This window comes from Metallumcola ferriviriculae, assembly GCF_035573695.1.
Taxonomy (GTDB): Bacteria; Bacillota; JADQBR01; order JADQBR01; family JADQBR01; genus Metallumcola; species Metallumcola ferriviriculae.
This window is the reverse complement of record NZ_CP121694.1, coordinates 1,045,044-1,071,357: the sequence shown is the minus strand read 5'-3', so window position 1 is coordinate 1,071,357 and position 26,314 is coordinate 1,045,044. Positions and strand designations below refer to the sequence as shown.

Annotated in this window: 24 protein-coding genes; 1 reads left to right on the top strand and 23 read right to left on the bottom strand. The window is 45.6% G+C overall.

Annotation, left to right across the window (positions count from 1 at the left end; translation table 11 throughout):
• Nucleotides 1–48 precede the first annotated feature (48 nt).
• The 6 genes from hemW to MFMK1_RS05365 all read right to left on the bottom strand — a co-directional run bounded on the left by hemW (nt 49) and on the right by MFMK1_RS05365 (nt 6,887).
• Nucleotides 49–1,182: a radical SAM family heme chaperone HemW gene (gene hemW / locus MFMK1_RS05390; protein WP_366924114.1), complete on the bottom strand. Its 1,134-nt coding sequence runs from the start codon at nt 1,180–1,182 to the stop codon at nt 49–51.
• Between the two features lie 167 nt (nt 1,183–1,349).
• Nucleotides 1,350–3,143: a translation elongation factor 4 gene (gene lepA / locus MFMK1_RS05385; protein WP_366924113.1), complete on the bottom strand. Its 1,794-nt coding sequence runs from the start codon at nt 3,141–3,143 to the stop codon at nt 1,350–1,352.
• A 103-nt stretch (nt 3,144–3,246) separates the two neighbouring features.
• The gene (murJ, locus tag MFMK1_RS05380) at nt 3,247–4,824 is read right to left on the bottom strand and encodes a murein biosynthesis integral membrane protein MurJ (protein ID WP_366924112.1); all 1,578 of its coding nucleotides are present in this window, start codon (nt 4,822–4,824) and stop codon (nt 3,247–3,249) included.
• A gap of 38 nt (nt 4,825–4,862) precedes the next feature.
• A complete protein-coding gene (locus tag MFMK1_RS05375) occupies nt 4,863–5,195 on the bottom strand; it encodes a hypothetical protein (protein ID WP_366924111.1) in 333 nt (110 codons plus the stop codon).
• Between the two features lie 103 nt (nt 5,196–5,298).
• Nucleotides 5,299–6,384: a stage II sporulation protein P gene (spoIIP, locus tag MFMK1_RS05370; RefSeq protein ID WP_366924110.1), complete on the bottom strand. Its 1,086-nt coding sequence runs from the start codon at nt 6,382–6,384 to the stop codon at nt 5,299–5,301.
• A gap of 158 nt (nt 6,385–6,542) precedes the next feature.
• Nucleotides 6,543–6,887, bottom strand: a complete 345-nt coding sequence (locus MFMK1_RS05365; protein WP_428846289.1) for a phage holin family protein — start codon at nt 6,885–6,887, stop codon at nt 6,543–6,545.
• 235 nt (nt 6,888–7,122) lie between these two features.
• Here MFMK1_RS05365 and rpsT point away from each other — a divergent pair, with 235 nt between their 5' ends.
• Nucleotides 7,123–7,404, top strand: coding sequence for a 30S ribosomal protein S20 (rpsT, locus tag MFMK1_RS05360; RefSeq protein WP_366924108.1), 282 nt, complete (start codon nt 7,123–7,125; stop codon nt 7,402–7,404).
• A 233-nt stretch (nt 7,405–7,637) separates the two neighbouring features.
• On the opposite strand, the gene holA is transcribed toward rpsT, so the two are convergent.
• From holA to MFMK1_RS05275, 17 genes are all read right to left on the bottom strand, one after another.
• Complete coding sequence (holA, locus tag MFMK1_RS05355; protein WP_366924107.1) at nt 7,638–8,654, bottom strand: DNA polymerase III subunit delta; 1,017 nt, start codon at nt 8,652–8,654, stop codon at nt 7,638–7,640.
• Nucleotides 8,655–8,808: 154 nt separating this feature from the next.
• Complete coding sequence (locus MFMK1_RS05350) at nt 8,809–11,145, bottom strand: DNA internalization-related competence protein ComEC/Rec2 (RefSeq protein WP_366924885.1); 2,337 nt, start codon at nt 11,143–11,145, stop codon at nt 8,809–8,811.
• Nucleotides 11,146–11,184: 39 nt separating this feature from the next.
• Nucleotides 11,185–11,781, bottom strand: a complete 597-nt coding sequence (locus MFMK1_RS05345) for a ComEA family DNA-binding protein (protein WP_366924106.1) — start codon at nt 11,779–11,781, stop codon at nt 11,185–11,187.
• Nucleotides 11,782–11,904: 123 nt separating this feature from the next.
• Nucleotides 11,905–14,391 carry a leucine--tRNA ligase gene (gene leuS, locus MFMK1_RS05340; protein WP_366924105.1) on the bottom strand — a complete coding sequence of 829 codons (2,487 nt, stop codon included), beginning with the start codon at nt 14,389–14,391 and terminating at the stop codon, nt 11,905–11,907.
• Between the two features lie 37 nt (nt 14,392–14,428).
• Nucleotides 14,429–14,779 (bottom strand): ribosome silencing factor, encoded by a 351-nt coding sequence (gene rsfS / locus MFMK1_RS05335; protein WP_366924104.1) that lies wholly within the window; start codon nt 14,777–14,779, stop codon nt 14,429–14,431.
• Nucleotides 14,776–15,357 (bottom strand): bis(5'-nucleosyl)-tetraphosphatase (symmetrical) YqeK, encoded by a 582-nt coding sequence (gene yqeK, locus MFMK1_RS05330; protein WP_366924103.1) that lies wholly within the window; start codon nt 15,355–15,357, stop codon nt 14,776–14,778. The genes rsfS and yqeK overlap by 4 nt, the downstream gene beginning before the upstream one ends.
• 76 nt (nt 15,358–15,433) lie before the next feature.
• The gene (gene nadD, locus MFMK1_RS05325; protein ID WP_366924102.1) at nt 15,434–16,063 is read right to left on the bottom strand and encodes a nicotinate-nucleotide adenylyltransferase; all 630 of its coding nucleotides are present in this window, start codon (nt 16,061–16,063) and stop codon (nt 15,434–15,436) included.
• A gap of 90 nt (nt 16,064–16,153) precedes the next feature.
• On the bottom strand, nt 16,154–17,407 hold the full coding sequence (locus MFMK1_RS05320; RefSeq protein ID WP_366924101.1) for a glutamate-5-semialdehyde dehydrogenase: 1,254 nt from the start codon (nt 17,405–17,407) through the stop codon (nt 16,154–16,156).
• A 47-nt stretch (nt 17,408–17,454) separates the two neighbouring features.
• Nucleotides 17,455–18,582, bottom strand: coding sequence for a glutamate 5-kinase (gene proB / locus MFMK1_RS05315; RefSeq protein WP_366924884.1), 1,128 nt, complete (start codon nt 18,580–18,582; stop codon nt 17,455–17,457).
• A 197-nt stretch (nt 18,583–18,779) separates the two neighbouring features.
• Nucleotides 18,780–20,054 (bottom strand): GTPase ObgE, encoded by a 1,275-nt coding sequence (gene obgE, locus MFMK1_RS05310; protein WP_366924100.1) that lies wholly within the window; start codon nt 20,052–20,054, stop codon nt 18,780–18,782.
• 77 nt (nt 20,055–20,131) lie between these two features.
• Nucleotides 20,132–20,680 carry a Spo0B domain-containing protein gene (locus tag MFMK1_RS05305; protein ID WP_366924099.1) on the bottom strand — a complete coding sequence of 183 codons (549 nt, stop codon included), beginning with the start codon at nt 20,678–20,680 and terminating at the stop codon, nt 20,132–20,134.
• Between the two features lie 68 nt (nt 20,681–20,748).
• Nucleotides 20,749–21,036, bottom strand: coding sequence for a 50S ribosomal protein L27 (gene rpmA / locus MFMK1_RS05300; RefSeq protein ID WP_366924098.1), 288 nt, complete (start codon nt 21,034–21,036; stop codon nt 20,749–20,751).
• 12 nt (nt 21,037–21,048) lie between these two features.
• Nucleotides 21,049–21,381, bottom strand: coding sequence for a ribosomal-processing cysteine protease Prp (locus tag MFMK1_RS05295; RefSeq protein WP_366924097.1), 333 nt, complete (start codon nt 21,379–21,381; stop codon nt 21,049–21,051).
• A gap of 3 nt (nt 21,382–21,384) precedes the next feature.
• Nucleotides 21,385–21,696 carry a 50S ribosomal protein L21 gene (rplU, locus tag MFMK1_RS05290; RefSeq protein WP_366924096.1) on the bottom strand — a complete coding sequence of 104 codons (312 nt, stop codon included), beginning with the start codon at nt 21,694–21,696 and terminating at the stop codon, nt 21,385–21,387.
• A gap of 177 nt (nt 21,697–21,873) precedes the next feature.
• Nucleotides 21,874–23,559 carry an Rne/Rng family ribonuclease gene (locus tag MFMK1_RS05285; protein WP_366924095.1) on the bottom strand — a complete coding sequence of 562 codons (1,686 nt, stop codon included), beginning with the start codon at nt 23,557–23,559 and terminating at the stop codon, nt 21,874–21,876.
• A gap of 14 nt (nt 23,560–23,573) precedes the next feature.
• The gene (locus tag MFMK1_RS05280; protein ID WP_366924094.1) at nt 23,574–24,260 is read right to left on the bottom strand and encodes a TIGR03936 family radical SAM-associated protein; all 687 of its coding nucleotides are present in this window, start codon (nt 24,258–24,260) and stop codon (nt 23,574–23,576) included.
• Nucleotides 24,250–26,118, bottom strand: coding sequence for a TIGR03960 family B12-binding radical SAM protein (locus MFMK1_RS05275; RefSeq protein ID WP_366924093.1), 1,869 nt, complete (start codon nt 26,116–26,118; stop codon nt 24,250–24,252). Before MFMK1_RS05275 ends, MFMK1_RS05280 begins: the two co-directional genes overlap by 11 nt.
• Nucleotides 26,119–26,314 lie beyond the last annotated feature (196 nt).

The following is a 26,314-nucleotide window of genomic DNA, read 5'->3' as shown; positions in this document are numbered from 1 at the left end:
AGTGGTTTGTCAAGAGGCATTATTACAAGGGACAACCTGTTACTTAATTTAAACAAACGCGACAAACACTTCATTGGCCACGGCAAATGCCTCCGTAGGGATAAAAATCCGCCCCTGTTTCTCTTCCAGCAGGTCTCGGGCTGTCAGTGAAGCCAGCTTATTACCAAATATTTCCTCAAGGGAAAGGTGGAAACGGCTGAAAAAGTCTTCCCGGCTAATACCTTCAACCAAGCGCAATCCCATAATCATATATTCTATCATCTCTTCTTTATCATCAAGGTATAACAATTCCTCGCGAGCAAGTTTTCTTTCCTTTAAATTTAAGATATACTCAGCCAAACTACCGCTATTAGTCCAGCGGGTGTGTTCCATGAAAGAGGCGGCAGCTACACCTACCCCCAAATATGGGCGCAACTTCCAATATGTCAGGTTATGCCTCGCTTCAAAACCTTGTAAAGCGAAATTTGAAATCTCATAGTGCCGGTAGCCCCGCTCGGCCAAAAATGTTCTGGCCAATAGATACATCTCTGCCTGTTCATCATCTCCCGGCAGTACTAGCTGGCCCGCTTCCTCCATATCCCCCCAAGCAGTACCAGGAGAAAGCTTTAACCCATAGACCGATAAATGCTGGGGGCGAATATCTGCCGCTTGGACCAAAGTCTTGCGCCACTGGGTTAGGGACTGCCCCGGCAAACCATAGATCAAATCCAGCCCTATATTGGTAAAACCGGCCTCCCGGGCCCATACTGTTACATTAATTACATCCTTCCATGAATGTCCCCGGCCCATGTCAGCAAGCAGGTCATTCGCAGCGGTCTGGGCACCGATAGAAAGACGGTTTATACCCAAACTGCGATAAGTGGCCAATTTTTCTTTATCCAATGTTTCAGGATTAGCTTCTATGGTAATTTCAGCGCTCTTGGCAAGCAGAAAAAAACTATTTATCCTAGCAAGAATGTCTTTGATATGAGTTTCTGGCAAGAGACTGGGAGTACCACCGCCTAAATAGACCGTATCAACATCAATCTGGCCGTACTGCCGACTCAACAATTCCATTTCCCGACCTAGAGCAAAGATATACTCACTAAATTTGTGAGACTTCCCCGCCGGGTAAGAAATAAAGTCACAGTAGCGGCACTTGGTGGTACAAAACGGTATATGGATGTAAAGGGAAATACCCATAAACTCACCCCTAACAGAACAAAAACATTGGATGCCTTTCGGCATTTAAAGGTATGGTAAAAAAATTAGCTAAGCCATTAATTTCCTAAACATCGAAAAGAAGGTGCCTGAAGTAGAATACGGGCAGTTCCCGCTAATCACATCAAACACCTCCCTCTAATTGATTTCTAGTCTATACTAAGCACAGCCATGAAAGCTTCCTGGGGTATTTCCACATTACCCACCTGTTTCATGCGCTTTTTACCTTCTTTTTGTTTCTCAAGCAGTTTTTTCTTCCGGGTAATATCACCGCCATAACATTTGTCCAGTACATTTTTCCGCAGTGCCTTTACCGTCACTCGAGCAATTACTTTATTGCCAATAGCGGCCTGAATAGGGATCTCGAACATTTGTCTGGGAATTAATTCCTTAAGTTTACTGGTGAGGTTGCGACCACGGTAGTACGCTTTGTCACGATGAACGATACAAGATAAGGCATCTACTACTTCACCATTAATTAATATATCCAGTTTCACCAAGTTACTTTCCCGATAGGCCGTCAATTCATAATCCAAGGAGGCATATCCTCGGGTTCGGGATTTCAGCTGGTCATAAAAATCATAAATAATTTCACTAAGCGGTAGATAGTAGGTGAGGATTACCCTTAATTCCGAAAGATATTCCATGGTTTCATAGCGACCGCGTTTTTCCTGGCAAAGCTCCATCACCGGTCCCACATAATCATCCGGCACCATCACAGTAGCCTTAACAAAAGGTTCAGCAATCTTTTCTACCTCGGCCGGTAAATTCGTTGGATTATCAATGTTCAGCACTTCGTTGTTGGGTGTGGTTACCTCGTAAATAACGTTTGGCGCTGTAGTGATCAGGTTGATCTTGTACTCCCGTTCCAATCGCTCTTGAACGATCTCCATGTGCAGCATACCCAGGAACCCGCAGCGAAAACCGAATCCCAAAGCAACTGATGTTTCCGGTTCAAAAACCAGGGAAGCATCGTTAAGCTGTAAACGATCAAGAGCATCACGCAGGTCTTCATAGTCATTGCTATCCACCGGGAATAAACCACAAAAAACCATGGGCGTCGCCTTCCGGTAACCCGGCAGCGGCTTATCCGCACCGTTCTTGACGGTGGTAATAGTATCCCCAACCCGGGTGTCGCGCACCTCTTTGCAGCTAGCACTTAAAAATCCTACTTCACCTGCGGAAAGGGTATCTACCATCTTCATAGCGGGAGTAAAGACACCGACTTCATTCACCTCAAAAACTCTTCCTGAGGACATCATCTTTATTTCCATGCCCTTTTTAACCCGGCCGTCCACAACCCGGATATAGGGTATAGCGCCTTTATAGGAATCAAAATGCGAATCGAATATAAGAGCCCGAAGCGGCTTATTACTATCTACTGCCGGCGATGGGATACGCTCTACAATAGCGTCTAATATCTCACCAATACCCTCCCCGGTCTTCGCAGAGGCAAGAATTACTTCGTCCCCGTTAATACCGATGATATCCTCCAATTCCTTGATTACTGCTTCTGGATTAGCGCTGGGAAGATCAATTTTATTTACCACCGGAATTATTTCCAAATCATGCTCCAAAGCCAAATAAACATTGGCCAAAGTCTGGGCCTGAATTCCCTGGGCTGCATCCACCACCAACAGGGCCCCTTCACAGGCAGCAAGACTGCGGGAGACTTCATAAGAAAAATCAACATGCCCTGGTGTATCAATTAGGTTAAGCTGGTACTGTTCACCGTCAGAGGCACTATATTTCAAACGCACCGCCTGCAGTTTAATGGTAATACCTCGCTCCCGTTCCAAGTCCATCTGGTCAAGTACTTGGGCCGACATTTCTCTTTCGGTCAAGGCGCCGGTGCGTTCTAACATCCGGTCCGCCAAAGTGGATTTGCCATGGTCTATATGAGCAATGATACAAAAATTTCTAATGCTTTCCTGTCGGTCCATACATCAAACTCCTTCAAAAATAACCTTTAAGCACCGGACTTTAAATTTACCTATATCTCAATAAAGTTAACTTGTACTATTATAGCACCTGACTTCAAGAGCATCAAGCACCGGCACCTCTGCGGCGTTTTAACCGACGCCGAAATATGTCCATAACCATATCTGCTTCCTCCAAGTGGAAAAGCAGCGCAAGAACAGCATAAACCACTGCCCCTACTGCCACCGCTGCCGTTACTTGAATTAATTGATTAAACTTGACAGTCATATCCAACAGCCTGTCCGCGTTCCAAGCGGTAAAGTAACTGGCAGCGCCCATTAACAGCGAAGCAAATAAACTGATAAAAAAGGAAGAAACCAGCTGTCTTCCATTGATGGAACCAATCTTATGGCGCAGTATGCCCAGCAGTAACACCATATTTACCACGCCGGCAACTGAATATGCTAAAGCCAGTCCGCCATGCTGCAGCGGTCCTATCAACAAAAAGCTAAGCCCAATATTGATGGCAATGGTGGCTACCGCGGCGGTTACCGGTGTCCGCGTGTCATGCAGAGCATAAAAAACCCGGTTCAATACCTGATTTGCCGAATAGGCGAAGAGTCCGAATGAATAATAAAACAAAGCTTCGGCGATAGCCACCGTATCATTATGGGTAAACTTTCCCCATTCAAACAGGACCCTGATAATAGGTGTGCGCAGGGCAACAAGACCTACAGCAGCCGGAAGCGTCAAAAAGATTACCGACCGTATCCCGAGAGACATAGTCCGTTTAAAGGCAGCTTTTTCATCCAAAGCCGAGTGAGCTGTAAGTGTGGGAAATACCGCCACCGCCACCGCAATACCAAAAATACCGATAGGGAGCTGCATCAACCGCTGCCCTGCAGCTAAGGCGGCAACTATGCCCGGTGCCAAGGTGCTGGCTAGGTTTTGGTTAACAAACAAGTTAAACTGGGTAACCGATAAGCCCACCAATACCGGCAGCATCAGCACCACAATTTTTTTCACTTCCGGATGCCTGATATTCCATGCGGGACGATAGCGCACTCCCAAACGCATCAACGCAGGTATCTGGACACTAAAATTAATCATGGCGCCAATAACCACCCCTATGGAAAAACCAGCGATGCCAATGTACGGCTGGAGCAAGAGTCCTACGACAATAATTGCCAAATTATATAGCACTGACCCCAAGGCTGGGGAAAAAAAGTGTCTATACGAATTTAAAATACCGGTGGAAATACCGTTTAGGGCCATAAAGAAAGCCTGAAAGAACATGATCCTGGTCAAAGATACAGTCAGGTTAAAACTTTCACCCTTAAAGCCAGGCACCAATATGCCTATCAGTTGGGGCGTAAATACCATCCCAATAGCTATCCCTACCACCATTAGCACCATAATTACATTTAAGATGACACTGGCTGTGTACCACACTTCTTCTTCCCGCTCTTTGGCAACCAGACTACTGATTACCGGAATAAATGCAGAACTTAACGCTCCACCTACTAAAAGCATATATAAAAAATCCGGAATGGAAAATGCAGCCCGATAAGCATCAGTTATGCGATTTTGACCAAACTGAGCGTAGATAATCACATCCCGCAGATATCCCAAAATACGGGAAATCACCATGGCCACCATAATCATGCCGGCAGCCCGGGCCACGCCCCCTCTTTTTTCAGTCATGATAGACATTCCTCATTTCGTCGCTGTTGACTGCCTTATTATACCATTCCGACGACAGCGGCGAAAGTAGCAGCCCCATCTATCAATCTCCCTACCCTTGCTTTTAGCCGCTGCCAGTATTCCTTGGCAGTGGTGTACCAACTGCCTACAATCTGTTGATACTGGTTAATTCTTAACTGCACCGGCGGAGGAAATTTCAACTGATATAGATTTCCCATGGCCTCTACCTCCAAATCTTGAGGTGTGAAATTAATACTCATTACCGCCCCGGGGGCCACGGCGGTAACTTTGCGTGTTTCTATTGCGGTTTTATTAAGACCCCATATCAGCAGGTAAAATACCAGTAGTAATAATAAAAATTTTTTCACCAAACTTAACCACCTCCGTTTTTATAGTTTTTACATATTCTTCCGTCTATATCCGATGAAAATAAAAGAAAGACCGAAGCTGCCCTCGGTCTACTTAAACTAATAGTTATTCAATTTCAGGTAATACTCTAGCTATCACACCCGCGAGAAGGCGAGCACTCTCTTCGGCATCACCTAGCGAATTACTGGAGCTGCCTAACTCTGCCAGGATAGCATGAGGATGAAGGTGTTGGTTATATCTGCCACTTTGAGGTCGTACCCCGGCTGACAAGCCCGGATATAACTCCTTCATCATTGCTTCTATCTTTTTGGCAAAGGCTAAGTTCTTGCGCCAGTTTGGATGGTCCCAACGAGTATCAGTTCCTACAATAAGTAAGATAGGTGCCGCTCGCTTTCCTTCAATGGTCACTGTCTCCCGGCTGGGAATACCTGCATCCCGGTGTACATCAATTAATACCCGGATATCAGGATACTGCTGCAGCAGCTTTTTAGCAGTGGTCTCGGAATTACCATAGGATGCTCCCCAACGGGGATAATCATGAATAGTGTCATCGTAAACAGCCTTGATATTATACTCTTCTTCCAGGGTTTCTGCCAAGGTTTGGGCGGCTTCGGATACACCACCATTTTTTCCGGGTAATCTGTCAACACCATCAGTCATTTCATATGTCTCGGCGTTATGTGAATTATAAACCCCCACCAGAACTTCTCCCCGTGATATTGACTTAAGTTCCGTCAGCACTGGAATTTCTTCCGGCGGCGGTGGCGGCAGCACCCGAGCGTTTTCCTCGTAATTCGCTGCTTCGGCCAGAGCCATTAATTGCGAATTAATCAGACTACGGGCCACACCAGGTTCAACTCGGGTAATAAACTTAACCCATGAGTTGAATATTTGATTCAGATTTGGTGAACCCACCTCTCCATCCTCGGAGGTAAATGCTCCAAGTGGTAATCCCTGTTTTAGAATATCATCTGGTTCTTCCAAAAAACCCCACCTATAAATCCTTTGAAAAAGAGAATCACTTTGGCTGCTGCTATCGTTAAATACCGGAACGGCCTCTGGCATTGGCAGCCCGAACATTTTCGGTACCAAATACAGTACCAACACGATTGCTGCCACAACCGGATAAAGTAACCGTTTCTTTTTTTTATATGGGGAATAAGAAAATCGTTGGATAATGGGCTTCCGCAATTTATTTGCTCCTTTCCCTAGGTGTCCATACCTAAATTTATGCACTTGTCCCATACTTTATAACCTGCAAAAAGGCCGGTACAAGAGAAAGGCAAAACTACCCGCGGGGCAAGTTTTGCCTTTCACTTATTCCTTATTAACTTCCAACAAAAAATATACTACCTTAATTCAGTAGGTACAAAAGCGTCTATAATACCAATAACCAATGCTGCCAACAATGCACCTAGGATAGTCACTTGCAAATAACTGGGAATAATATATTGCGCTAAGTAAATTACCACAGCTGATGTAAGAAATCCAATTACTCCGCGAGATTGCGGCGACACTTTTCCGCCCATCAGGCTTTCAATTAAATAACCCAGCACAGCAATAACTACCGCACCAATAATTGCCCCGGTAAATCCAGCAACTCTGAATCCTGGCAAAAACCAACTGACAACAAGCAATACTAACGCTGAAACTACGAATCGTACAACCATTCCTAACCATCCAGTCACCTTCATCCCTCCTTTCTTCTTTTACTATAAGTTTTCCCATGAAAAGAAAAGACTATACTTTTTTTACGCAGGTGAGAAATGTTAAGTGTCAATTTATAAGATGCTTTTATCATTAAGGCATTTGGTCTCTCGCTATTTGTTGCGTTTCCCGTTGAAATCTGATAAAATATAGTCTGTTCTATGTAAAAAGGTTTACTAATTAAAATTACTTATAGAAAATTTCTCTGAGGGGGTGAACTTCATGCCTAATATTAAATCCGCAAAGAAACGAGTACGCACTATTGAAAATCGTACCGTACGTAATTCTGCCCGCAGATCTGCTTTGAGAACTGCACTGAAGCGGTTTGATGCTGCCGCAGAAGCAGGTGACCAGGAAAAATTAAATAGCGCTTTTATGGTAGCTGTAAAAAAAGTAGATAAAGCCGTTGTCTATGGCCTAATCCACAAAAATAAAGCAGCCAGAAAAAAATCCCAGCTGCAAAGAAGATATGATCAAGCTGTTAACGCTTCTAATGCTTCCTAATAGAACAAAAGCATTTCATGCCTTCCGGCACTTAAAGGTAATGCTTTTGTTCTTACCCAGGGAACCCCTGGTTCCCTAGGTCGCTTCGCTATGACCCTCCTAAAATTAACATAAGGGGGCACACCCCCTTAATAACCCCCATGTATAGGAAATTATCCACAACCCATAATTTCCTATACATTGAAAAAATTACGGCCCACCGCCAAACGGTGGGCCGTTTTATATAAGTTCTACTAGCCACTAAATGATAAAATTAATATTTCCATCGCCCGTCCGGAATTAATCGTGGAACGTTTTATTTGCCTATCTAGCTTTGCCGCAGCCATGATGGCATTTTCTAATTGTTCTACGGTAAAATTACGACTCTGTTTTACAAGTTTAGCCAAGAGCCACTGGGGAAGTCGAAGTTTGCCCGCTGTCTGTTTTGACGAATAACCTTGATCCAACAGGACTTTTATGGACAGCAGCAGTTGGAATTGGCGGCTTATCATCAGCAGCACCCGGATCGGTGGTTCACCAACCAATAAAATCTCCCGCAAATATTGTACCGCATCTTCCGAACGCTGAGCACCAATGGCATCAACCATTTTAAATACATCAGACTCTGCTGTCCGGCTCATACACTCCTCCACCATGTTACGAGTTACCCTGCCTGCATCACCGGCATAAACCACTAGTTTCTCAACTTCCTTTTCCAAAACTGCCAAGTCACTGCCGACAGTCAAAAGCTGGGTCAGACCGCTGCGTTCTATCTCTTTCCCCTGCTGGGTAAACATATCCTTTAACCACTCTGCCAAATTGTCCCCATAAAGTTTACCCATTTCCATTACCAATCCTTGCCTACTAATTACCTTAACAATATTTTTTTTGCCATCGGGTTTTGCCTTTAAGTAAAACACCACAACCGTGCTGGGGTTGGGCGCTTTAAAATATTCAATTAATTGATTTTCATCACCCTTATTCAGGCGATACTTGGCCTGGCTAGAAAAGAACATGGCATCGCCCGTCACCACCAAGCGCTTTGGCGCCATCACCGGTAAAGTCTCAGCAGCAGCAACTATTTGTGACGCGGAAACCTCCCTGCCGTCAAAATAGTCATAATTAAAATCTTGGGCGCCACCAGATAAAACTTGCTGTTTGATGGTATCCACCAGTTTGCGCCGTAAATATGTCTCTTCGCCATAAAACAGGTACAGCTGCCTCATTTCGCCCTCTTGAATATCCTTCATTACTTTTTTAAAGTCAGCCAAGAAACGCACCACTTTCTATATTCTAAGATAAAGTTGCTCCATTTATTTTATTATAAATTAAAACACGGCCTTACGCCATAGAAGACTTGGCAGCTTGGCTGCCTTAGCCGCACTTGTGCTCTTGAGTCCAACCCTTAAGACGCCGGCGGAAGTTTTAGTGGACAGTATCAACCCACAAATTAGTACCGTCGCTGGACACTTTTACGGCACCGTCACGGTCGGTACGATATACGCTGATACCCTGGCGCTGTAAAAAGGAAGTCACTACCGGAGATGGGTGACCGAAATTATTACGACCGACTGAAATCACCGCAACCTGGGGCTGCGTCTGCTGATAAAAACTCTTGTTAAATGAGCCGGCACTACCGTGATGAGGTATCTTTATCACCTCTGCAGCAATTTTAGTTCCCGCATCCAATAATCGAATGACTGCGTTTTGCTCAATGTCACCGGTAAATAGAAAGTCAACATCGCCGTGGCGGAGCATTACCACCAGGGACTGGTCATTAAGTTCCCAAGCGGGGGTTACTTGTTTTGGCGGATTGAGCACTTCCATGTAAATGCCATTATCTAAGGCCACCACCATTCCAGTCCCGAGAAAATTATATTTGACATTCTTCTCTGTCAATGCATTTAGGTACGGATTGAGCTGTTCCATTCCCTCAGGGTTTAAGACAGGAAAAAGCGCCAGATCTACTGGAATTTCAGCAGCTACCGTCCCAAGACTACCGATATGATCTCGATCCGGATGGCTGTTTACCAGCAGATCTATCCGCCTGACTCCTAGCCGGTGAAGAGCGGGCAGCAGCCGGTCACGGCCGATGTCAAATCCGCCAAAACCCCCTCCGGCCGCATCGATAAGAATATTTTTTCCCCCTGGCGTCATCACTAACGCAGCGTCCCCTTGGCCTACGTCTAAAAAAATTACCTCCAGTTTCTTTCCAGGGATACTTCCCACAATTATTAAAATAACTAATGCAGCTGCCAGTCCCCGTTTCAGCCAACGTCCTTTGTCTTTGGCCATAGGCAAATTCCCCATGATACCTTCCCTCAAGCCTACCAGAATAATATAGTATAGAACTATTTCCAACGGCAAAGGCATTCTTAAGTAAAGATATGCAAAGGGAATGTGCCCCAGTAAGTCAAGATAGCGCTGTACCATTTCAATGAGCATACCCGCACTGAAAAGTAATAATTCCGCCACGGGCCAAAATACAAACTGCAGAGCCATAATAACAATCCCCAAGATGATAATTGCCCCGGCTGCAAATACTACGGGTATATTAGCCAACAAGGATACCAGAGATACGGTGCCAAAATGATAGGCCAAAGGCGGCAGCAGAGCCAGCTGAGCCACTAAGGGAACGGTCACGATTGAGCGCCAATCGGGCAAAAAGCTCAGCAGCTTATCTGCAGCCGGATTAAGATAATAAATACCCAGCGCCGCCGCAAATGAAAGCTGAAAACCTGCATCAAATAGAGCCAGTGGTCTGTATAACAACCAGGCGAGTGCTGCCAGGGCTAAAGCATTGTAAAAATCCTTGCGCCGATCAACCACATATGAAAAAATGCCCACCAAAGTCATTGCCACTGCTCGAACTACCGACGCGCTAAACCCGGCAAGGGCGGCATAAAACAACAATACCGCCCCTGTAACCATAAAGCGTAGTACCCGGGCCGAACCGGCGGTGGTGTTTATCGTTACCTTCCCTAAGAGAGAAATCACTAGAGCAGCAACAAATCCTACATGCAGGCCGGATACGGCAAAGACATGCATGACGCCTAAATTCCGATAAAGGTTTGCATCATCCTCAGGTAAATACTGCTTTTCTCCCAGCAGCATACCCACTAAAACCGCAGCTTGTTCTTCAGGTAGTACCGTAAATATCCGCTGGACCGTGGCCCTTCTGACGTAAGCAGAAAAGCGCAGCGGCGTCCATCCGCCGCTTTGAAGCAGTTGGGCGTCTGCAACTGTCAAGCGGGCGGTAATCCCCTGGCGTTTCAGGTAATCGCGATAGTTGAATTCACCCAAGTTGCCGCCGGCAGAGGGAGGGTTGACTATCCCCTTTAGCTTTACTTCGTCACCAGGCAGCCAATCATTTTGCGTATCATACTGTACCGATAATACTTTCTCATTTACACCGAATAATCGGGAACCTTGAGCCACTTTAGAGACCCGCAGCACCATCTCCCGGCGTTGGGAATATTCTTGAACGGAGATAATTTTACCGGTAACTGTCACTTCCTCGCCGGCCAATCCCCCAATATATCCGGTAGATAATAAAGCAGCTTTTGACCAAATTGCGCCCACAATAAGAAACCCCAGCAGGATAGCTGCCCGGGTCAACCATTCTCTTGTGCCTTTAGCTAATAAAATACTTAAAAACACCGCCGCACCAATCAGCATCCATAGGGCAGCACCGCTCTTAGCGGCGAGGAAAATCCCCACGCACATAAAAATCACAGCTGCAGCCAACGGTCGCTCCGCCATATTCACCAGTTCTCCTCCCCGCCGCATCACATTAAACCATCAGAGGGTAATCAGGTCTTTCAGCTGCTCAAAACGTTTATCGCCAATTCCGGATACCTGCTTCAATTCTTCCAGGGACTTAAAGCCGCCATGTCCCTGTCGATACTCAATAATCCTCCCTGCATAAGCCGGCCCGATACCGGGTAGTGTTTCCAACAGCGTTTGATTGGCACTGTTAATATTAATCTTACCAGTAGTTTCCTCTTGACCAACTTCGGTAGTTTGGCCGGAAACCGAAATATCGCCAATACGGGGTACATCAATAGTTTCACCGTCCAGCAAGTGCCGCGCCAAAGACAGCTTACTCAGGTCCGCTGCCGGCTGCGGCCCGGCCAGGTCAACAGCATCCTGCACCCGAGCATCGGCAGCCATAAAGTAAACATCAGGCTTCTTTACCGCACCGGTAATATACACTGCCACCTTTCCTTCCTGGTTGTCGTCTGCCGTACCTACTCCAGCCACTCCTGCTTGATCTTCAACCGATTGGTCACTTATCAGTACCGGTTGGTCATCAGCATTCAGCATCTTTATCCCGCCGCCAACCAATAAAGCCAACAGTAATAATATCAATATATACCGCAAACGTTTATCATCCATGTCCGTCCCTCCATTACCTGATTATTCCACCCGAATTGATATTTTCCTTTTTTAGGGAATAAAAAAACCCGGGGTAAGCCCGGGCCAATTACTTATTTTAAACTTGATATCTAGGTGAACTATCTATTTCACCACTATATTAACCAGTTTGTTTGGTACGGCAATGGTCTTGATAATTTGCTTTCCTTCCAGCCATTTTTGAACCCTATCCAACTGCATCACTGCCTCAATCATGCCCTCGCGGTCAAGATCAGTTGCTATATCAACCCGGTCACGTACTTTGCCGTTTATCTGTACCACAATATTGACCTCATCCCGTACCAATGCCTCAGGATCATATTCCGGCCATGGCTGGGCATGTATGCTTTCTTTATTGCCCAAGGACCGCCATAGTTCTTCGGTTGCATGAGGTGCAAAAGGAGCCAGCATTACCACAAGTTGAGTTAACACTGCTTTTAGCAGCGCTGAATTCTCCTCATCCTTTACTTGTTCCCGATAATTATAAGTACCATTTACCAATTCCATAATGGCACTGATAGCAGTATTGAAGTTAAAGCGCTCCCCAATATCCTCGGTGGCCTTTTTAATGGTAGCATGCAGTAGTCGCCATAGTTCCTTATCTGCACCGCTGTTAATGGCCACACCGCCATCTAGACCATCCATCTGCCCATGATAGGAATATACGAGGCGCCACACCCGGTTTAGGAAACGGTAGCATCCCTCTACCCCCTGGTCACTCCATTCTAAATCTCTTTCCGGTGGAGCGGCAAAGAGGATGAATAAGCGCGCCGTATCCGCACCGTAACGTTCAATAATTTCTTCGGGACTGACCACATTTCCCTTGGACTTAGACATCTTGGTGCCATCCTTCAGTACCATGCCCTGCGTGAGCAGATTGGCAAAAGGTTCATCATAAGCTACCAGTTTAGAGTCATAAAGAACTTTAGTAAAAAATCTGGCGTACATCAGGTGTAAAATTGCGTGTTCAACCCCGCCAATATATTGGTCCACATTCATCCAGTAATTTGCCTTATCAGTGGCAAAAGGTACTTCGCTGTTCTTCGGGTCTGTAAAACGCAGGAAGTACCACGACGAACAGACGAAGGTATCCATGGTATCAGTCTCCCGCCTAGCCTTGCCGCCGCATTCGGGGCAGGTAGTGTGCAGGAACTCCGCTGAAGTATTTAACGGTGGTTCCCCATTAGGTCTGAATTCTACATCGGTAGGCAGCAGTACCGGTAAATCTTTCTCCGGAACTGGTACTGTCCCACATTCGTCACAATAGAGAATAGGAATTGGCGCTCCCCAATATCTTTGCCGGGAAATGAGCCAGTCCCGCAGGCGGAAATTCACCTGTTTGCTGCCAATGCCTTTTGCTTCAAGATATGATGCTATTTTTTCCTGGGCCTCAGTATGGGGCAGCCCGTTAAACTGCTCGGAATTAACCAAATTTCCTGCTGCCGCATACGCCTTGGTAAGCTCACTGCCGTCAGGCAATTCCTCCCCTTCGGGGTTAATAACAATACGAACAGACAGTTGATATTTCCGTGCAAAGTCCAGGTCCCGCTGGTCATGGGCAGGAACGCCCATCACTGCCCCGGTTCCGTAATCCATCAGGACATAGTTGGCAATCCAAATGGGAATTTTTTCACCGCTTAACGGGTTGATGGCAAAGGCGCCGGTAAAGACACCTTCCTTTTCCATATCGGTAGCTGTTCGGGTAAAGTTATCCATCGCAGTAACCTTTGCTGTAAACTCAGTAACCTGTTTTTCATATTCTGTTCCGATAGTTAGTTTTTTCACTAAAGGATGTTCCGGCGCAAGCACCATATATGTGACACCAAATACCGTATCATGACGGGTGGTGAATACCTTAATTTCATCGCCGGTTTTTTCCGCTTTAAATACTATTTCCGCACCCGTGCTCTTACCAATCCAATTATGCTGCATGGTTTTTACTTTATCCGGCCAGCCGGGAAGTTTATCCAAATCTTCAAGGAGCCTATCCGCATACTGGGTAATTTTGAAAAACCATTGATCCAGGTCCTTTTTCTCAACTGTAGTTTCACAGCGTTCACAGGCACCGTTTACCACCTGTTCATTAGCCAGCACAGTCGCACAGGACGGACACCAGTTTACAGCTGCATGCTTTTTATAAGCCAGTTCTTTATTATATAGATGAAGAAACATCCATTGAGTAAAATGATAATAATCAGGATAACAGGTGGCAACCTCTCGATCCCAATCGTAACTTAGCCCCATAGACTGCAGCTGGCTGCGCATGTTGGCGATATTCTCAGTGGTCCATTTAGAAGGATGCACACCATGCTTAATGGCGGCATTTTCCGCAGGCAGGCCAAATGCATCCCAACCCATGGGATGCAGTACGTTTTTGCCGGTCATTGTCTTGAAGCGTGCAACGACATCGCCAATGGAATAGTTACGCACATGACCCATATGCAAATTACCTGAAGGGTAAGGAAACATTTCCAGACAGTAGTATTTATTTTCCTGGTCCTTTTGATCTTCTGTTACCGAAAATAATGAATTAGCTTTCCAATCCTGTTGCCATTTTGGCTCAATATCCTTGAAATTATAACGTTCTTCCATTACTAATCTCCTTCCTGGCTAAAACCAAACCCAATTGCTAACTTCCTTGAAATTGCTCCGACTCAGCGTCCCCCCAGAGTCGCTCCAAATCATAGAACTGACGCTGTTCCTCTTGAAATATATGGGTCACCACTCCACCGTAATCAAGCAGTATCCACTGAGCCTCCTGATATCCTTCACGGCTTCGGGGCACAATATCTTCTTCCCTTAACTTCTTTAAGATGCTATCCGCAATAGCCTTAACTTGAGTACTGGAACCGGCACTGACAATGACAAAATAGTCGGCAATTAATGAGACTTCTTGCAAGTTCAAAAGGACAATGTTTCTTCCTTTTTTTTCACTAGCTGCAATGGCTATCTCTTTGGCCAAAGAGCGGCTATCCTTCAAAACATCTCCTCCTCTAATTGTATGCTGATTAATACCGAATTTCGTGCTTCAAGTGTTTGTGGGTGTATCACCCTTCGTCGGTCCAAAAGATACGTGATACTGCTATCCATAGCAGCCAACAAAGCACCATTAAGATTTTTCCGGGCTAAAACGCGGATGTCATCCAGTCCGGGAAAACTTCGCCCGGGTTCAATTACATCTGCTAGGTACAGAACCTTAGATAACAAAGACATCCCCGGTACCCCCAGAGTATGCGCTGATATTGCAGCCAATATTTCTTCGTCCTGTACACCTAACTCCCTGTTAGCCATGGCCGCGCCTACCGGTGCGTGCAGCACCACCGGATTCATTTTCTCCCAGTGACCCACCTTTATTGACCATTGTGTCGCTCGCTGCACCAGTTCCTCGGTATTGATATCCCTGGCCAAATCATGTAAAATTCCGGCAGTATGCGCCTTTATGGGGTCTACACCGTGTGCAGTCGCTAATTCCTGGGCCGTATCCGCCACAGCAGCAGCATGACGGCGCCGAGCCTCGTTTCTATATAGTCTTAGCCATTGGTTAACCTTATCATCCAAGCTTTGTGACCCTCACTTTATTTGACAATAACAGTCAATAACTTGACAAAATGGTGCCAGGCACCATTTTGTCAAGTTATTCATCATGATACAAACGATTTTTATAGATATAATGCTCGACCGCCTCCGGCAGCAGATACTTAATTGATCTCTTTTCTCTCACTCGCATACGAATATCAGTTGACGATATTGCCATGGCCGGAACTTCCTGGGGGTAAATCATTTCCATCGCAGAAAAAGGCAGTTCCTTAAGTACCAATTTCATATGTTCCAATTCTATTCCAGGCCGAGTGGCGGCGATGAACCTAGTGCGGCCCAGGAGCTCTTCAATATTTTTCCAGGTAAGAATCTCCATAATAGCATCCGCACCGGTAATAAAGTAGATTTCGGTACCCTCAGGCAGTTGCTGGTAAAATTGATTCACCGTATCCACCGTATAGGAATAACCTTGACGGTCGATTTCAATGCGGGACACTTCGAAAAAGCGATTTGTTGCAACCGCTAACAGGGTCATCAAATAACGGTGCCGGGCATCGGTAACCGTATAGCCCTTTTTGTGGGGAGGCTTTCCTGACGGCACAAATATGACCTTATCCAGATTAAACCTGCCGCGAGTCTCTTCGGCAGTCACCAAATGCCCATAGTGAATGGGGTCAAAGGTTCCCCCCATAATGCCTACGCGTTTTATACCCTTGGTTTCCGACATAGAACCTCCCCCGTTCAATTCAAAATATGCTGCAGTCTCTAGTCTTGACATTGCTTCCGACACATCAATCCTAGAAATAAAGGGGGTGTATTAGCTGCGAATTTGTCCGTCCCCTTGCACAATATATTTAAATGTTGTTAGTTGTTCAGGTCCCATGGGTCCGCGAGCATGCAGTTTTTGGGTACTGATACCGATCTCGGCACCAAAACCAAACTGAAACCCATCAGTAAATCGGGTAGAGGCATTAACATAAACTGCTGCTGCATCCACTATGTGTGTGAATTTGCGCGCAGTGCTATAGTTTTCTGTTACGATAGCTTCAGAATGTTTCGTACCGTAGCGGTAGATATGGTCTATGGCTTCATCTAAATTGCCTACTACTTTCACTGCCAGCACCAAATCCAGATATTCCGTATGCCAATCTTCTTCCACTGCATCTTCTATGTCTGCCAGTATTTCTCTGGTTTTGGTACAACCGCGCAACACTACGCCGTGTTGGTTCATACGCTCCTGCATACGAGGCAGGAACTGCGCCGCGACTTCTTCATGGACAAGTAAATTCTCCATGGCATTACAGACGCCGGGACGGTGCACCTTGGCGTTTACGGCGATATCAACGGCCATGTCAAGGTTGGCATCGCAGTCGATGAATGTATGACAGTTACCTACACCGGTTTCTATTACCGGAACTGTAGCGTTGTTTAATACATGCTGTATTAGCCCGGCTCCGCCTCTGGGTATTAATACATCCAAATATTGATTCATGGTCAACATTACCTGCACTGCTTCCCTGTCCGTAGTTTCCACCAACTGGATAGCCCCGGCAGGAATTCCTGCTGTTTCCGCGGCATGAGCAATTACCCAGGCAAGAGCCTGGTTAGAATGAAATGCCTCAGAACCTCCACGCAGCAGTACGGCATTGCCGGTTTTAAGACATAACCCGGCGGCATCAACGGTAACATTGGGGCGACTTTCATAAATAATGCCGATAACTCCCAGCGGCACCTTTACTTGCGCGATTTCCAAACCATTGGGCTGCTTCCACATATTATCGACCTTACCGATAGGATCGGGCAAGGAAATCAGCGCCCGCAGTCCTTCCGCCATATCTTCTAATCTATCCTCAGTCAGTAACAGTCTATCCAACAGCGCATCAGGCAAACCGTTCTTCTTACCCTGTTCCATATCCTTTTGATTGGCTTCAAGTATTTCATTAGATTTTTGTACCAGGGCGCCTGCCATTTTTTTTAAGGCCTCATTTTTGACATTTGTATCAATTACGGCCAACTGCTTGGCAGCTTCCTGGGCCAACTTTCCTTTTCCTAAAATAACTTCCTTAACCATCGGACTACCTCCATTTTCAATAAACAGCAGTTTTAGTCACTATAGGATCAGACACGCACCGCCAAATTGTCCCGGTGAATAACCTCGTCAAAGTCCTTATAACCCAATATATTTTCGATATCGCTGCTGTTTTTCCCTTTAATTTTAATCAATTCTTCCAGGTGATAGTTTGTAATCCCTCGAGCAAATTCATCGCCTTGAGGAGACAAGATGCTGATAACGTTTCCCGTGTGAAATTCTCCCTGGGCATCCACCACCCCAATCGGAAGCAGGCTCCTGCCATGTTTAATAACAGCCTCATAAGCTCCTTGGTCAACAGTAATGCTCCCCTTTATATTCGAACCAAAGGCAATCCATCGCTTCTTAGCCGCCGGTTTGTGCTCCCCTGGAAGAAATAAAGTGCCGCATGGATCCCCGGCTACCACCCGACGCAAGGCACCGGTTTTTTTCCCATGGGTTATAACCATGGGAATGCCAAAGCTGGCAGCAATTCGCGCTGCTTGTATTTTTGTCACCATTCCTCCTGTGCCCATTTTAGTGCCTGCACCACCGGCCAATATCTCTATTTCCGGTGTTATTTCCTCTACTTCGGATATTAACTGAGCTGCACTGTTTTCCCTTGGGTTAGACGTATAGAGCCCTTCAATGTCAGATAGGATTATCAATAGCCCTGCATCCGCTAAGCCGGCTACCATCGCAGATAGGGTATCATTATCCCCCAAACGGATCTCCTCTATGGCAATAGTATCGTTCTCATTTACGATAGGGACTACCCCAAACTGCAGCAGTCTGAATAAGGCGTTACGGGCATTTAAATAACGGCGCCGGTCAGCCACATCCTCTCGAGTAAGCAATACCTGAGCAACCACCAGCCCATATTCGGCAAAGAGTTTTTCATAAATATGCATCATCAGACCCTGACCTACCGCAGCGGCGGCCTGTTTCTCTGGAATGGTTTTGGGCTTTTCATTCAGCCCCAATTTACCCATTCCAGCACCAACAGCCCCGGAACTGACTAGTATCACTTCCCGGCCGCTATTAGTCAGGTCCGCAACTTCCCGAACTAAGCTTTCAATACGATGTAAGTTTAGTTTGCCAGTTTCGTGGGTAAGTACCCTGGTCCCTACTTTTATTACTAAACGATTGATATCAGTAAATTTTTCGCGCATAATCATCATCCCTAGAGCAAGATTGAAGCTATTATAACATAATTTGGTTAAAGGTGCCATTGCCCAATTTGTGCTGTTTTCCAAGAAAGGGCGCACCTCCACCGGGCAAAATCCTCCGATACTTTAAAGCAAAAAGAAAAGCAGGCAAACGCTGCCTGCCAATTGATTTCTTTTTTTGTTCTACGCATCGAGACAGCGTTATCTTAGTCCATAAATTCAAATTCTATATCCTTAATTCTAACTTCTTCACCAGACGCTGCACCTTTTTTCCTCAAAGCACCCTCCACCCCCATCACACGCATGATGTGCTGCAGGCGCTTTACCGAATCTTCATTATTGAAATCGGTCATTGCCAGATGCTTTTCAATCTCATTGCCCCCTACTACCCAAACACCATCAATAAAATCAATGGTAAACCGTTGGCCGGTCGGACCTTCAACTATTCTTACTTCTTCTGTTTCTAAGGTTTCCATGGGTTCTGCCTCAATTTTTTCCAGCAATTCAGCAGTTAATAGGAGCAATTTATCGATTCCGTCACCGGTCACCGCAGATACCGCCACTATGGGAATATCCGGCTCTAAGCAATCCTTTAATCTATGAATATTTTCTTCCGACCCAGGAATATCCATCTTATTTACCACCACAATCTGGTGGCGACGGGATAGTGCTTCATTATAATGAGCCAGTTCCCGATTAATAATTTGGTAATCCTCTATGATGTCCCGGCCCTCAGTCTGGGCTCCGTCTAATACATGAAGAAGGAGTCGTGTGCGCTCCACATGTCGTAAAAACCGGTGTCCCAAGCCGGTTCCCTCATGGGCCCCTTCAACTAACCCCGGAATATCAGCTACTACAAAGCTTCTTCCTTCATCTAATCTGACCACACCCAAATTAGGTACCAATGTAGTAAACGGATAATCGGCAATTTTCGGTTTGGCAGCAGATATACGGGATATCATCGTAGATTTACCTACATTAGGAAAACCAATCAAGCCCACATCGGCCAATAACTTTAATTCCAGTATCAGCTGTCGTTCTTCTCCCGGCTCTCCTTTTTCTGCAAAAGTAGGTACTCTATTCTTAGAACTAACAAACCGGGCGTTACCCCGACCGCCTCGTCCACCCTGGGCCACCACCATTGATTGCCCCGATTCCACTAGGTCACCCATAACCTGCCCTGTTTCTTCATCCTTGATAACAGTACCGGGAGGTACATTTACTACCATATCTTTAGCGCCTCTACCATGCATATTTTTACCCTGGCCATGCTGACCCCGGTCTGCTTTATAATGTTTGCTATAACGGAAATCCACCAATGTACGTAAGCCGGAGTCTACCTGGAAGATCACATTACCACCATGGCCGCCGTCACCGCCATTGGGCCCTCCTTCGGGAACATACTTTTCCCGCCGAAAAGAGACCACCCCGTTACCCCCGTCTCCACCTTTTACATAAATTTTCGCCCGGTCGTAAAACATCGTCTCACTTCCTGATTTTTATTATATCCACGCTAAGTGCGCAGTCAATTCCAAGATAACATAGGCTCTCAAGTTTTTTATTCCGTTTTGGTTTCAATGCAAGGGATTATCAGTTTAATAGTATTCCCCATCTGCCTCACCCGACAACCGCAGTTATGTAATTTTTCCTGGGTATCATCCGGCAAGTCCCAAACAGGATGGATTATTAATTCCATCGTCATGTTTTTATCCTGCCCAGCTATGCTTATGTATGCAGAAACGGTGTTTCCCTTACCGGCGGACGTTGATAAAGTAGCAATAATTTCCCCGGCCAGAGCGCGTACGGCACCTGCACTTGTTGCAGTAGGTATCAAATGCGCTCCACTCTCCGCTACCTTAATATCCAACGGGACTCCTTTATCCTTTGCCTCCCTTTGAAGCAATACCATAAATAGTGCCATACGACTGTCCGCCAGTTTAGCAACCGACCCATCCCGATTTATTTCCGTAATACTCGTTTTTATATAATTTAGTGCTTGGTCACTTTTCCCCAGTTGTATCAGCCCTGAAATCACCTGGAGGTGGTTTAAAAAATCATGCTTTTGACCGCGCAGCAGCGTCAAGCTTTGTCCAAACAATTCTTCCAACCGTACCCCCTCCTCTCTTAGCACTTAATACAAAAGACCCCCCGGTTTTAACCAGGGGGCTCGCAGTCTTAGCTTACCGCTTCGATGACAATACTTACCTGTTTCTTGCTCTTACCCTTGGTTTCAAATTTAACAAAACCATCGGCAAGGGCGAAAAGAGTATCGTCTTTACCAATTCCCACATTTAAGCCCGGGTGAATTTTAGTACCCCGCTGACGAACAATAATGTTACCTGCCTTAACCAGTTGTCCATCACCGCGCTTAACACCCAGTCTTTTTGATTCACTGTCCCGACCATTCCGGGAACTACCAACACCTTTTTTATGAGCAAAGAGCTGCAGATCTATTTTTCTCATCAATGCCACCTCCTAACTCCTGATTACTTGAATGTCTACATAATCTGGATAGCTTTCCTGTATAGCCAGCATCCCTAAATAACAAGTACGTAAAATCGCTTCAGCCTCACTTTGTCGAGCATGATTCAACGGGTCCGTCAGTTTACAACTTAGATCTCCCGGCTGCTGCTTTACCTGCAGGGTAAGACCCATATGTTCTTCCAGACCAATCACCACACTTTGAGCAAGAACAGAAACGGCAGCACAAACAATGTCCCTACCGTGTTCATCAAACCGCGAATGCCCTTTAACGGTAAAAGAATCGATATACTCATCCCGATTTAAGTAAAAGCGAATTTTAATCATCGATTACGCCTCGATTTTTTCCACCTTGGCCTTAGTAAATGGCTGACGATGGCCCTGCTTCCGGCGATAATTTTTTTTTGCTTTATATTTGTAGACAATAATTTTCTTGGCCCTACCCTGTTTTTCCACTTTCAGGGTAACCTTAGCATTGTCTACTACCGGACTACCCGCAACAAAGTCATTATCTTTCTTCACGCCAAGCACCCGGTCAATGGTAACTACATCGCCTTCCTGTGCATCCAGCTTTTCCACAAATATTGTATCACCTTCGCTAACCCGGTACTGCTTGCCGCCAGTTTCAATAATAGCATACATAAGTCTTGCACCTCCTCGCCAAAGACTCGCCGATTTTTAAGGCACACATCAGAAAATGTGATTTTTATAAACCTCAACCGAGCGGTTTTAAAACGCACTTACAACCACTTATTCTAACAAAGCACCCCGTTATTGTCAAGCATCCGGAGAAACATTAGTTTCGCAAAACAAAAGTTTTCAGCTGCCGAGAATTTTGGCTCTGGCATAAGTGCGAAATACTTTAGTTATTTCTACTATTGCCTGTTGACCTACCAAAGCTCCGCCACCCTCTATATCCAAAACAAATCCCTGTACCCTGCCAATACCGTCATAAGGGTTAGCAGCATGGGGTTCTTCCACCTTAACCCTAAATTCTTCTCCCACATGCACCGGCACGGTCAGCCTTTCTATTTCCGCCTTATCATAAACGGTACGAATTTCCGCATCTTCTATGTGTAATTCCTTTTGGCCCTGAATAAGAATTTGTTTGCCTGTTTCCTGTTCCAAAGCCCTAAGACCGCTGCCACCGGTACCAATCAAATGTGCCGCCACCAGCGGATTGACTCTAGCAGAAATCGCCGGCGCCGGAGTCTTTTCCGCTTCTTCCAGGATATCCCTATGTACCCGGAAGCTAACTGTATCCTCGGATAAAACCCGGCCGGTACCCATGCAATATGGGCAGTCCTTCTGCATAATACTGCGCAGACTCTGCCTAACCTTCTTGCGAGTCAATTCCACCAAACCCAACTGGGTGAGACCCAAAACATTTGTCCGGGTTTTATCGTACTTGAGTTCCTCAGATAGGGCAGTCAAGACCTGTTCCTGATGCTCACCGGCAATCATATCAATAAAATCAATAATTATTATTCCACCAATATTGCGTAAACGAATTTGCCGTGCGATCTCCACTGCCGCATCAAGGTTAGTCTTAAGCACCGTCTCTTCCAAGTTCTTACTGCCTACGAACTTACCTGTATTCACATCCACTGCCGTCAAAGCTTCCATCTGATCAATGACGAGGTGTCCGCCGCATTTGAGCCAGACTTTCCTTTCCAGTGCATGGGCCAACTGCTGCCTGATGCTAAATTTATCAAGCAGGTTTTCCTCACGTAACAAGGAAACTTTGTTTTTTAAGGAAGGCGCAATTAAACTTAGTGCTTCTATCACTTTCTCATAGGTCAACTGAGAATTAACTAATAGCCGTTCTACATCCTGAGTAAATAGATCTCTTAGAATTCGTTGAATTAACTCTAAATCTTTATGGAGCAAACTGGGGGCGGACTGTCTGCTGTTTCTATTATTAATATGTTTCCAGAGATGTACCAGGTTGTCTATATCTTCTGCCATTTCACTTTCCCGGATTCCGTCAGCTACAGTACGCACGATTAAACCCATATCAGCAGGTTTGACCTTCTCCGATAACTGCCGCAGTCGTTCCCGTTCCTCTTCTTCTTCAATCCGCCGGGAAATACCAATATAGCTGACATTAGGCATCAACACCAAATTGCGTCCGGGCAGAGTAATATTTCGAGTAACCCGAGCTCCTTTGGTGCCGATAGGTTCTTTCACTATCTGCACAATAATCTCCTGGCCCTGTTTAACAACATCATTTATGCTCAATTTTCCTGCATTGCCGCCAGCTGCTTGATGCTGCTGGCCTGATATGGCATCCTCAACATAAAGAAATGCATTCTTTTCTAAGCCAATATCAACAAAAGCCGCCTGCATACCAGGCAGTACATTTTCCACCTTGCCTTTAAAAATGTTCCCCACCAAGCGCTGATTGAGAGACCGTTCCAGGTAGACTTCAGCCAAACGCTGATCTTCCAATACCGCCACAGTGGTTTCCTGGTCATCCACATGGACGATTATTTCCTTATACACCTTTTTCCCACTCCTTAGGCAACCACTTCCAACGGCGTCTTATAGTGTCCGTCGGCATACACATAGAGTCCAGTCCGTGTAATCCGAGCTTCCGTGATAGCTAGGTTGCATTCATTTCTGAGAAAATCTAAAATCTGTTCCGGCCGAACATTACCGTCACTGCCTGTCTGAACCACCATATCAATGCACATTCCTGCAGTTTCCTGTTGGCAGTTTAATTTATAAATACCGGGCCGGATATTTTTTTTCTTAATTCCCTTTTTACTACGTTTTTCTATAATAATTTCCTCTCTTTTTAATAGTTCCTCCAAGTATTGAGCGACTTCCGCTTCCGACAGCTTGGTCTGAAAATATACGGTATATTCTGCACGGTTAATTATCGCATTTAAAGCATCCGCAGGTTGGGACACTTCTTTTATTTTTTTTATTTCCAACCCTTCAGGAAGCTGTCTGTTCATTCTAGTGAGAATTTCATCCCCACTCATCTGGGCATCCAACTCTACATCTAAATATTCACACTGGCTTGCAGCACCCACCGGCAGTGCCGGTGAGAAAGCTATCTTGGGGTGAGGGTTAAATCCCTGGGAATAAGCCAAGGGCAGAGCTGCCCGTCGAAAAATTCTTTGAAAAGTACGCATTAAATCCAAGTGCGACAAAAATTTTAAAGGTGCCCCTTTAGCGAATTCCATCCTAATCAACATTAATCTCATCACCCCACAAACGGTTTTCTACCTGAAAACGATCGCATATGCTGCATCCGGTGCACTCATCCCAACGACAATCATGGGTCAGAGCTTCTTCCATTGCCCGTTTGTGTTCCCTAATCAGATATGCCTTGCTTACACCGGCGTCCAAATGATCCCATGGTAGCACCTCTTGGTAGTCAAAGGGTCTATTTGCATAAAACTCGGGGTCAATTGCAGCATTTTCAAAAGCCGTTTGCCATTTAGCATAGTCAAAATGTTCATCCCAGCTGTCAAAACGACATCCCGATTTCCATGCATTCTCTAATACCGGTGCCAGTTTTCTGCCTCCCCGGGCGAATACTGCTTCCAAAAAGCTAAGTTTAGCTTCGTGCCACTTAAATTTCAAACCCCGTCCTTTTAGCTGCCCCCGTAAAAATTGCTGCTTAGCTCGCAGTTCTTCCACGGGGTTCTGCCCTTCAAATTGAAACGGGGTATGACCCTTAGGAACAAAGGAAGATACGCTGACAGTAATATTGGGCCTGCCGCGCTGGGCCATCAGTTCCTGCCTACCTATATCAAGAACCTTTTTTGCTAAATCCGCAATGGCCGCCAGATCGTCATTGGTCTCGCCGGGCAAACCTAACATAAAATAAAGTTTGATGTTAGTCCATCCTGCTCGAAAAGCTGCAGTTACTGCACCGAGCAAATCCTCCTCAGTAACATTCTTATTGATTACATTGCGCATTCTTTGGCTGCCCGCTTCCGGGGCAAATGTCAATCCACTCTTACGTACTCTCTGTATCTCCGCCGCCAGGTCCACAGAAAATGCGTCTACCCGTAGTGATGGCAAGGCTACATTTATCCCTCCGTCCTGATAACGATTAAGAAGTTCCTTGGTCAACGGCTGCACACAAGAGTAGTCTGCCGTGCTTAGCGAAGTTAAAGAAATTTCTTCGTGACCTGTATTTTGCACCAACTCTTCTGCCTGCTTAAGCAAGGTATCCTTTTTTCGTTCCCGAACCGGCCGATAGACCATGCCCGCCTGACAAAAACGACATCCCCGAGTACAACCGCGCATTACTTCAAGCATCATCCGGTCATGGACTATTTCCATATAAGGCACTAACGGTTTAGTGGGAAAATAAGCCTCATCAAGATTTTGCACTATCCGGCGCTGCACCCGCGGCGGCACCTCTTCCTTCGCCGGATCAACCGAACCGATAGTTCCATCCGGCTTATATCGAAGCTGGTAAAACCCAGGAACATAAATACCCGAAACCAGCGACAATTCACCCAATAATGCCTCCCTGTCAAACTTACCGTCTTCATTTAGATGCCTTGCCGTAATTTCAAGCAGTTGAAGAAGCATTTCTTCACTATCACCCAGTAAAAAGCAGTCAAAAAACGGCGCTAACGGTTCGGGATTAAGGGCGCAAGGGCCGCCGCCAATTACCAATGGCCCTTCTTGGCGGTCAGCACTTTTCAATGGAATACCAGCTAAATCCAACATATTAAGAATATTGGTATAACTCATCTCATACTGCAAGGTAAATCCAAGCACATGAAAATCGCCCAGCGCTCTGTAAGATTCCAATGTAAAAAGTGGAATTTTATGCCTGCGTAGTTGCTCTTCCATATCCACCCAAGGTGCAAATACCCTTTCCATCAGGAATTCCGACCTATTGTTCACTAATCCATATAAAATATGCAGCCCTAAATGGGACATCCCAATTTCGTAAACGTCGGGAAAGGCGAAGGCCATAGTGACTTTGGCTTCCTCCCACTCTTTCTTCACAACATTCCATTCATTACCCAAATACCGTGTGGGCTTTAAAACATGAGGCAAGATTTTTTCCTGGATATACTGTCGCATAACATCCTCCCGGTTTGGAAATATCCATTCTTGCGTATTTTATGGTAAATGATACCCTTATTCCTTTCTAATATGCCCTGTATTTGTTATTTTTCTACAATGAGGCAGTATTTTCCTTTTTGCCTTTGGTATTAAATGAAAACTTCCCTTGACCGTAGTTACATTTAAGCCGCCCCGGAACTTATTCTTTTTCGAC

Bases quoted from the DNA above. Each gene is read 5' to 3' on its own strand.
- rplU (WP_366924096.1), bottom strand. From the start codon at position 21,696: ATGTATGCTATTATTGAAACTGGCGGCAAGCAGTACCGGGTTAGCGAA.
- rpmA (WP_366924098.1), bottom strand. From the start codon at position 21,036: ATGAGAAAAATAGATCTGCAGCTCTTTGCTCATAAAAAAGGTGTTGGT.
- leuS (WP_366924105.1), bottom strand. From the start codon at position 14,391: ATGGAAGAACGTTATAATTTCAAGGATATTGAGCCAAAATGGCAACAG.
- murJ (WP_366924112.1), bottom strand. From the start codon at position 4,824: ATGACTGAAAAAAGAGGGGGCGTGGCCCGGGCTGCCGGCATGATTATG.
- proB (WP_366924884.1), bottom strand. From the start codon at position 18,582: ATGATTATGCGCGAAAAATTTACTGATATCAATCGTTTAGTAATAAAA.
- MFMK1_RS05275 (WP_366924093.1), bottom strand. From the start codon at position 26,118: ATGCGACAGTATATCCAGGAAAAAATCTTGCCTCATGTTTTAAAGCCC.
- obgE (WP_366924100.1), bottom strand. From the start codon at position 20,054: ATGTTTTACGACCGGGCGAAAATTTATGTAAAAGGTGGAGACGGGGGT.
- lepA (WP_366924113.1), bottom strand. From the start codon at position 3,143: ATGGACCGACAGGAAAGCATTAGAAATTTTTGTATCATTGCTCATATA.
- nadD (WP_366924102.1), bottom strand. From the start codon at position 16,063: ATGTCGGAAACCAAGGGTATAAAACGCGTAGGCATTATGGGGGGAACC.
- hemW (WP_366924114.1), bottom strand. From the start codon at position 1,182: ATGGGTATTTCCCTTTACATCCATATACCGTTTTGTACCACCAAGTGC.
- rpsT (WP_366924108.1), top strand. From the start codon at position 7,123: ATGCCTAATATTAAATCCGCAAAGAAACGAGTACGCACTATTGAAAAT.
- MFMK1_RS05365 (WP_428846289.1), bottom strand. From the start codon at position 6,887: ATGAAGGTGACTGGATGGTTAGGAATGGTTGTACGATTCGTAGTTTCA.
- MFMK1_RS05350 (WP_366924885.1), bottom strand. From the start codon at position 11,145: ATGGCGGAGCGACCGTTGGCTGCAGCTGTGATTTTTATGTGCGTGGGG.
- MFMK1_RS05280 (WP_366924094.1), bottom strand. From the start codon at position 24,260: ATGTTGATTAGGATGGAATTCGCTAAAGGGGCACCTTTAAAATTTTTG.
- MFMK1_RS05345 (WP_366924106.1), bottom strand. From the start codon at position 11,781: ATGGATGATAAACGTTTGCGGTATATATTGATATTATTACTGTTGGCT.
- MFMK1_RS05320 (WP_366924101.1), bottom strand. From the start codon at position 17,407: ATGGTTAAGGAAGTTATTTTAGGAAAAGGAAAGTTGGCCCAGGAAGCT.
- MFMK1_RS05295 (WP_366924097.1), bottom strand. From the start codon at position 21,381: ATGATTAAAATTCGCTTTTACTTAAATCGGGATGAGTATATCGATTCT.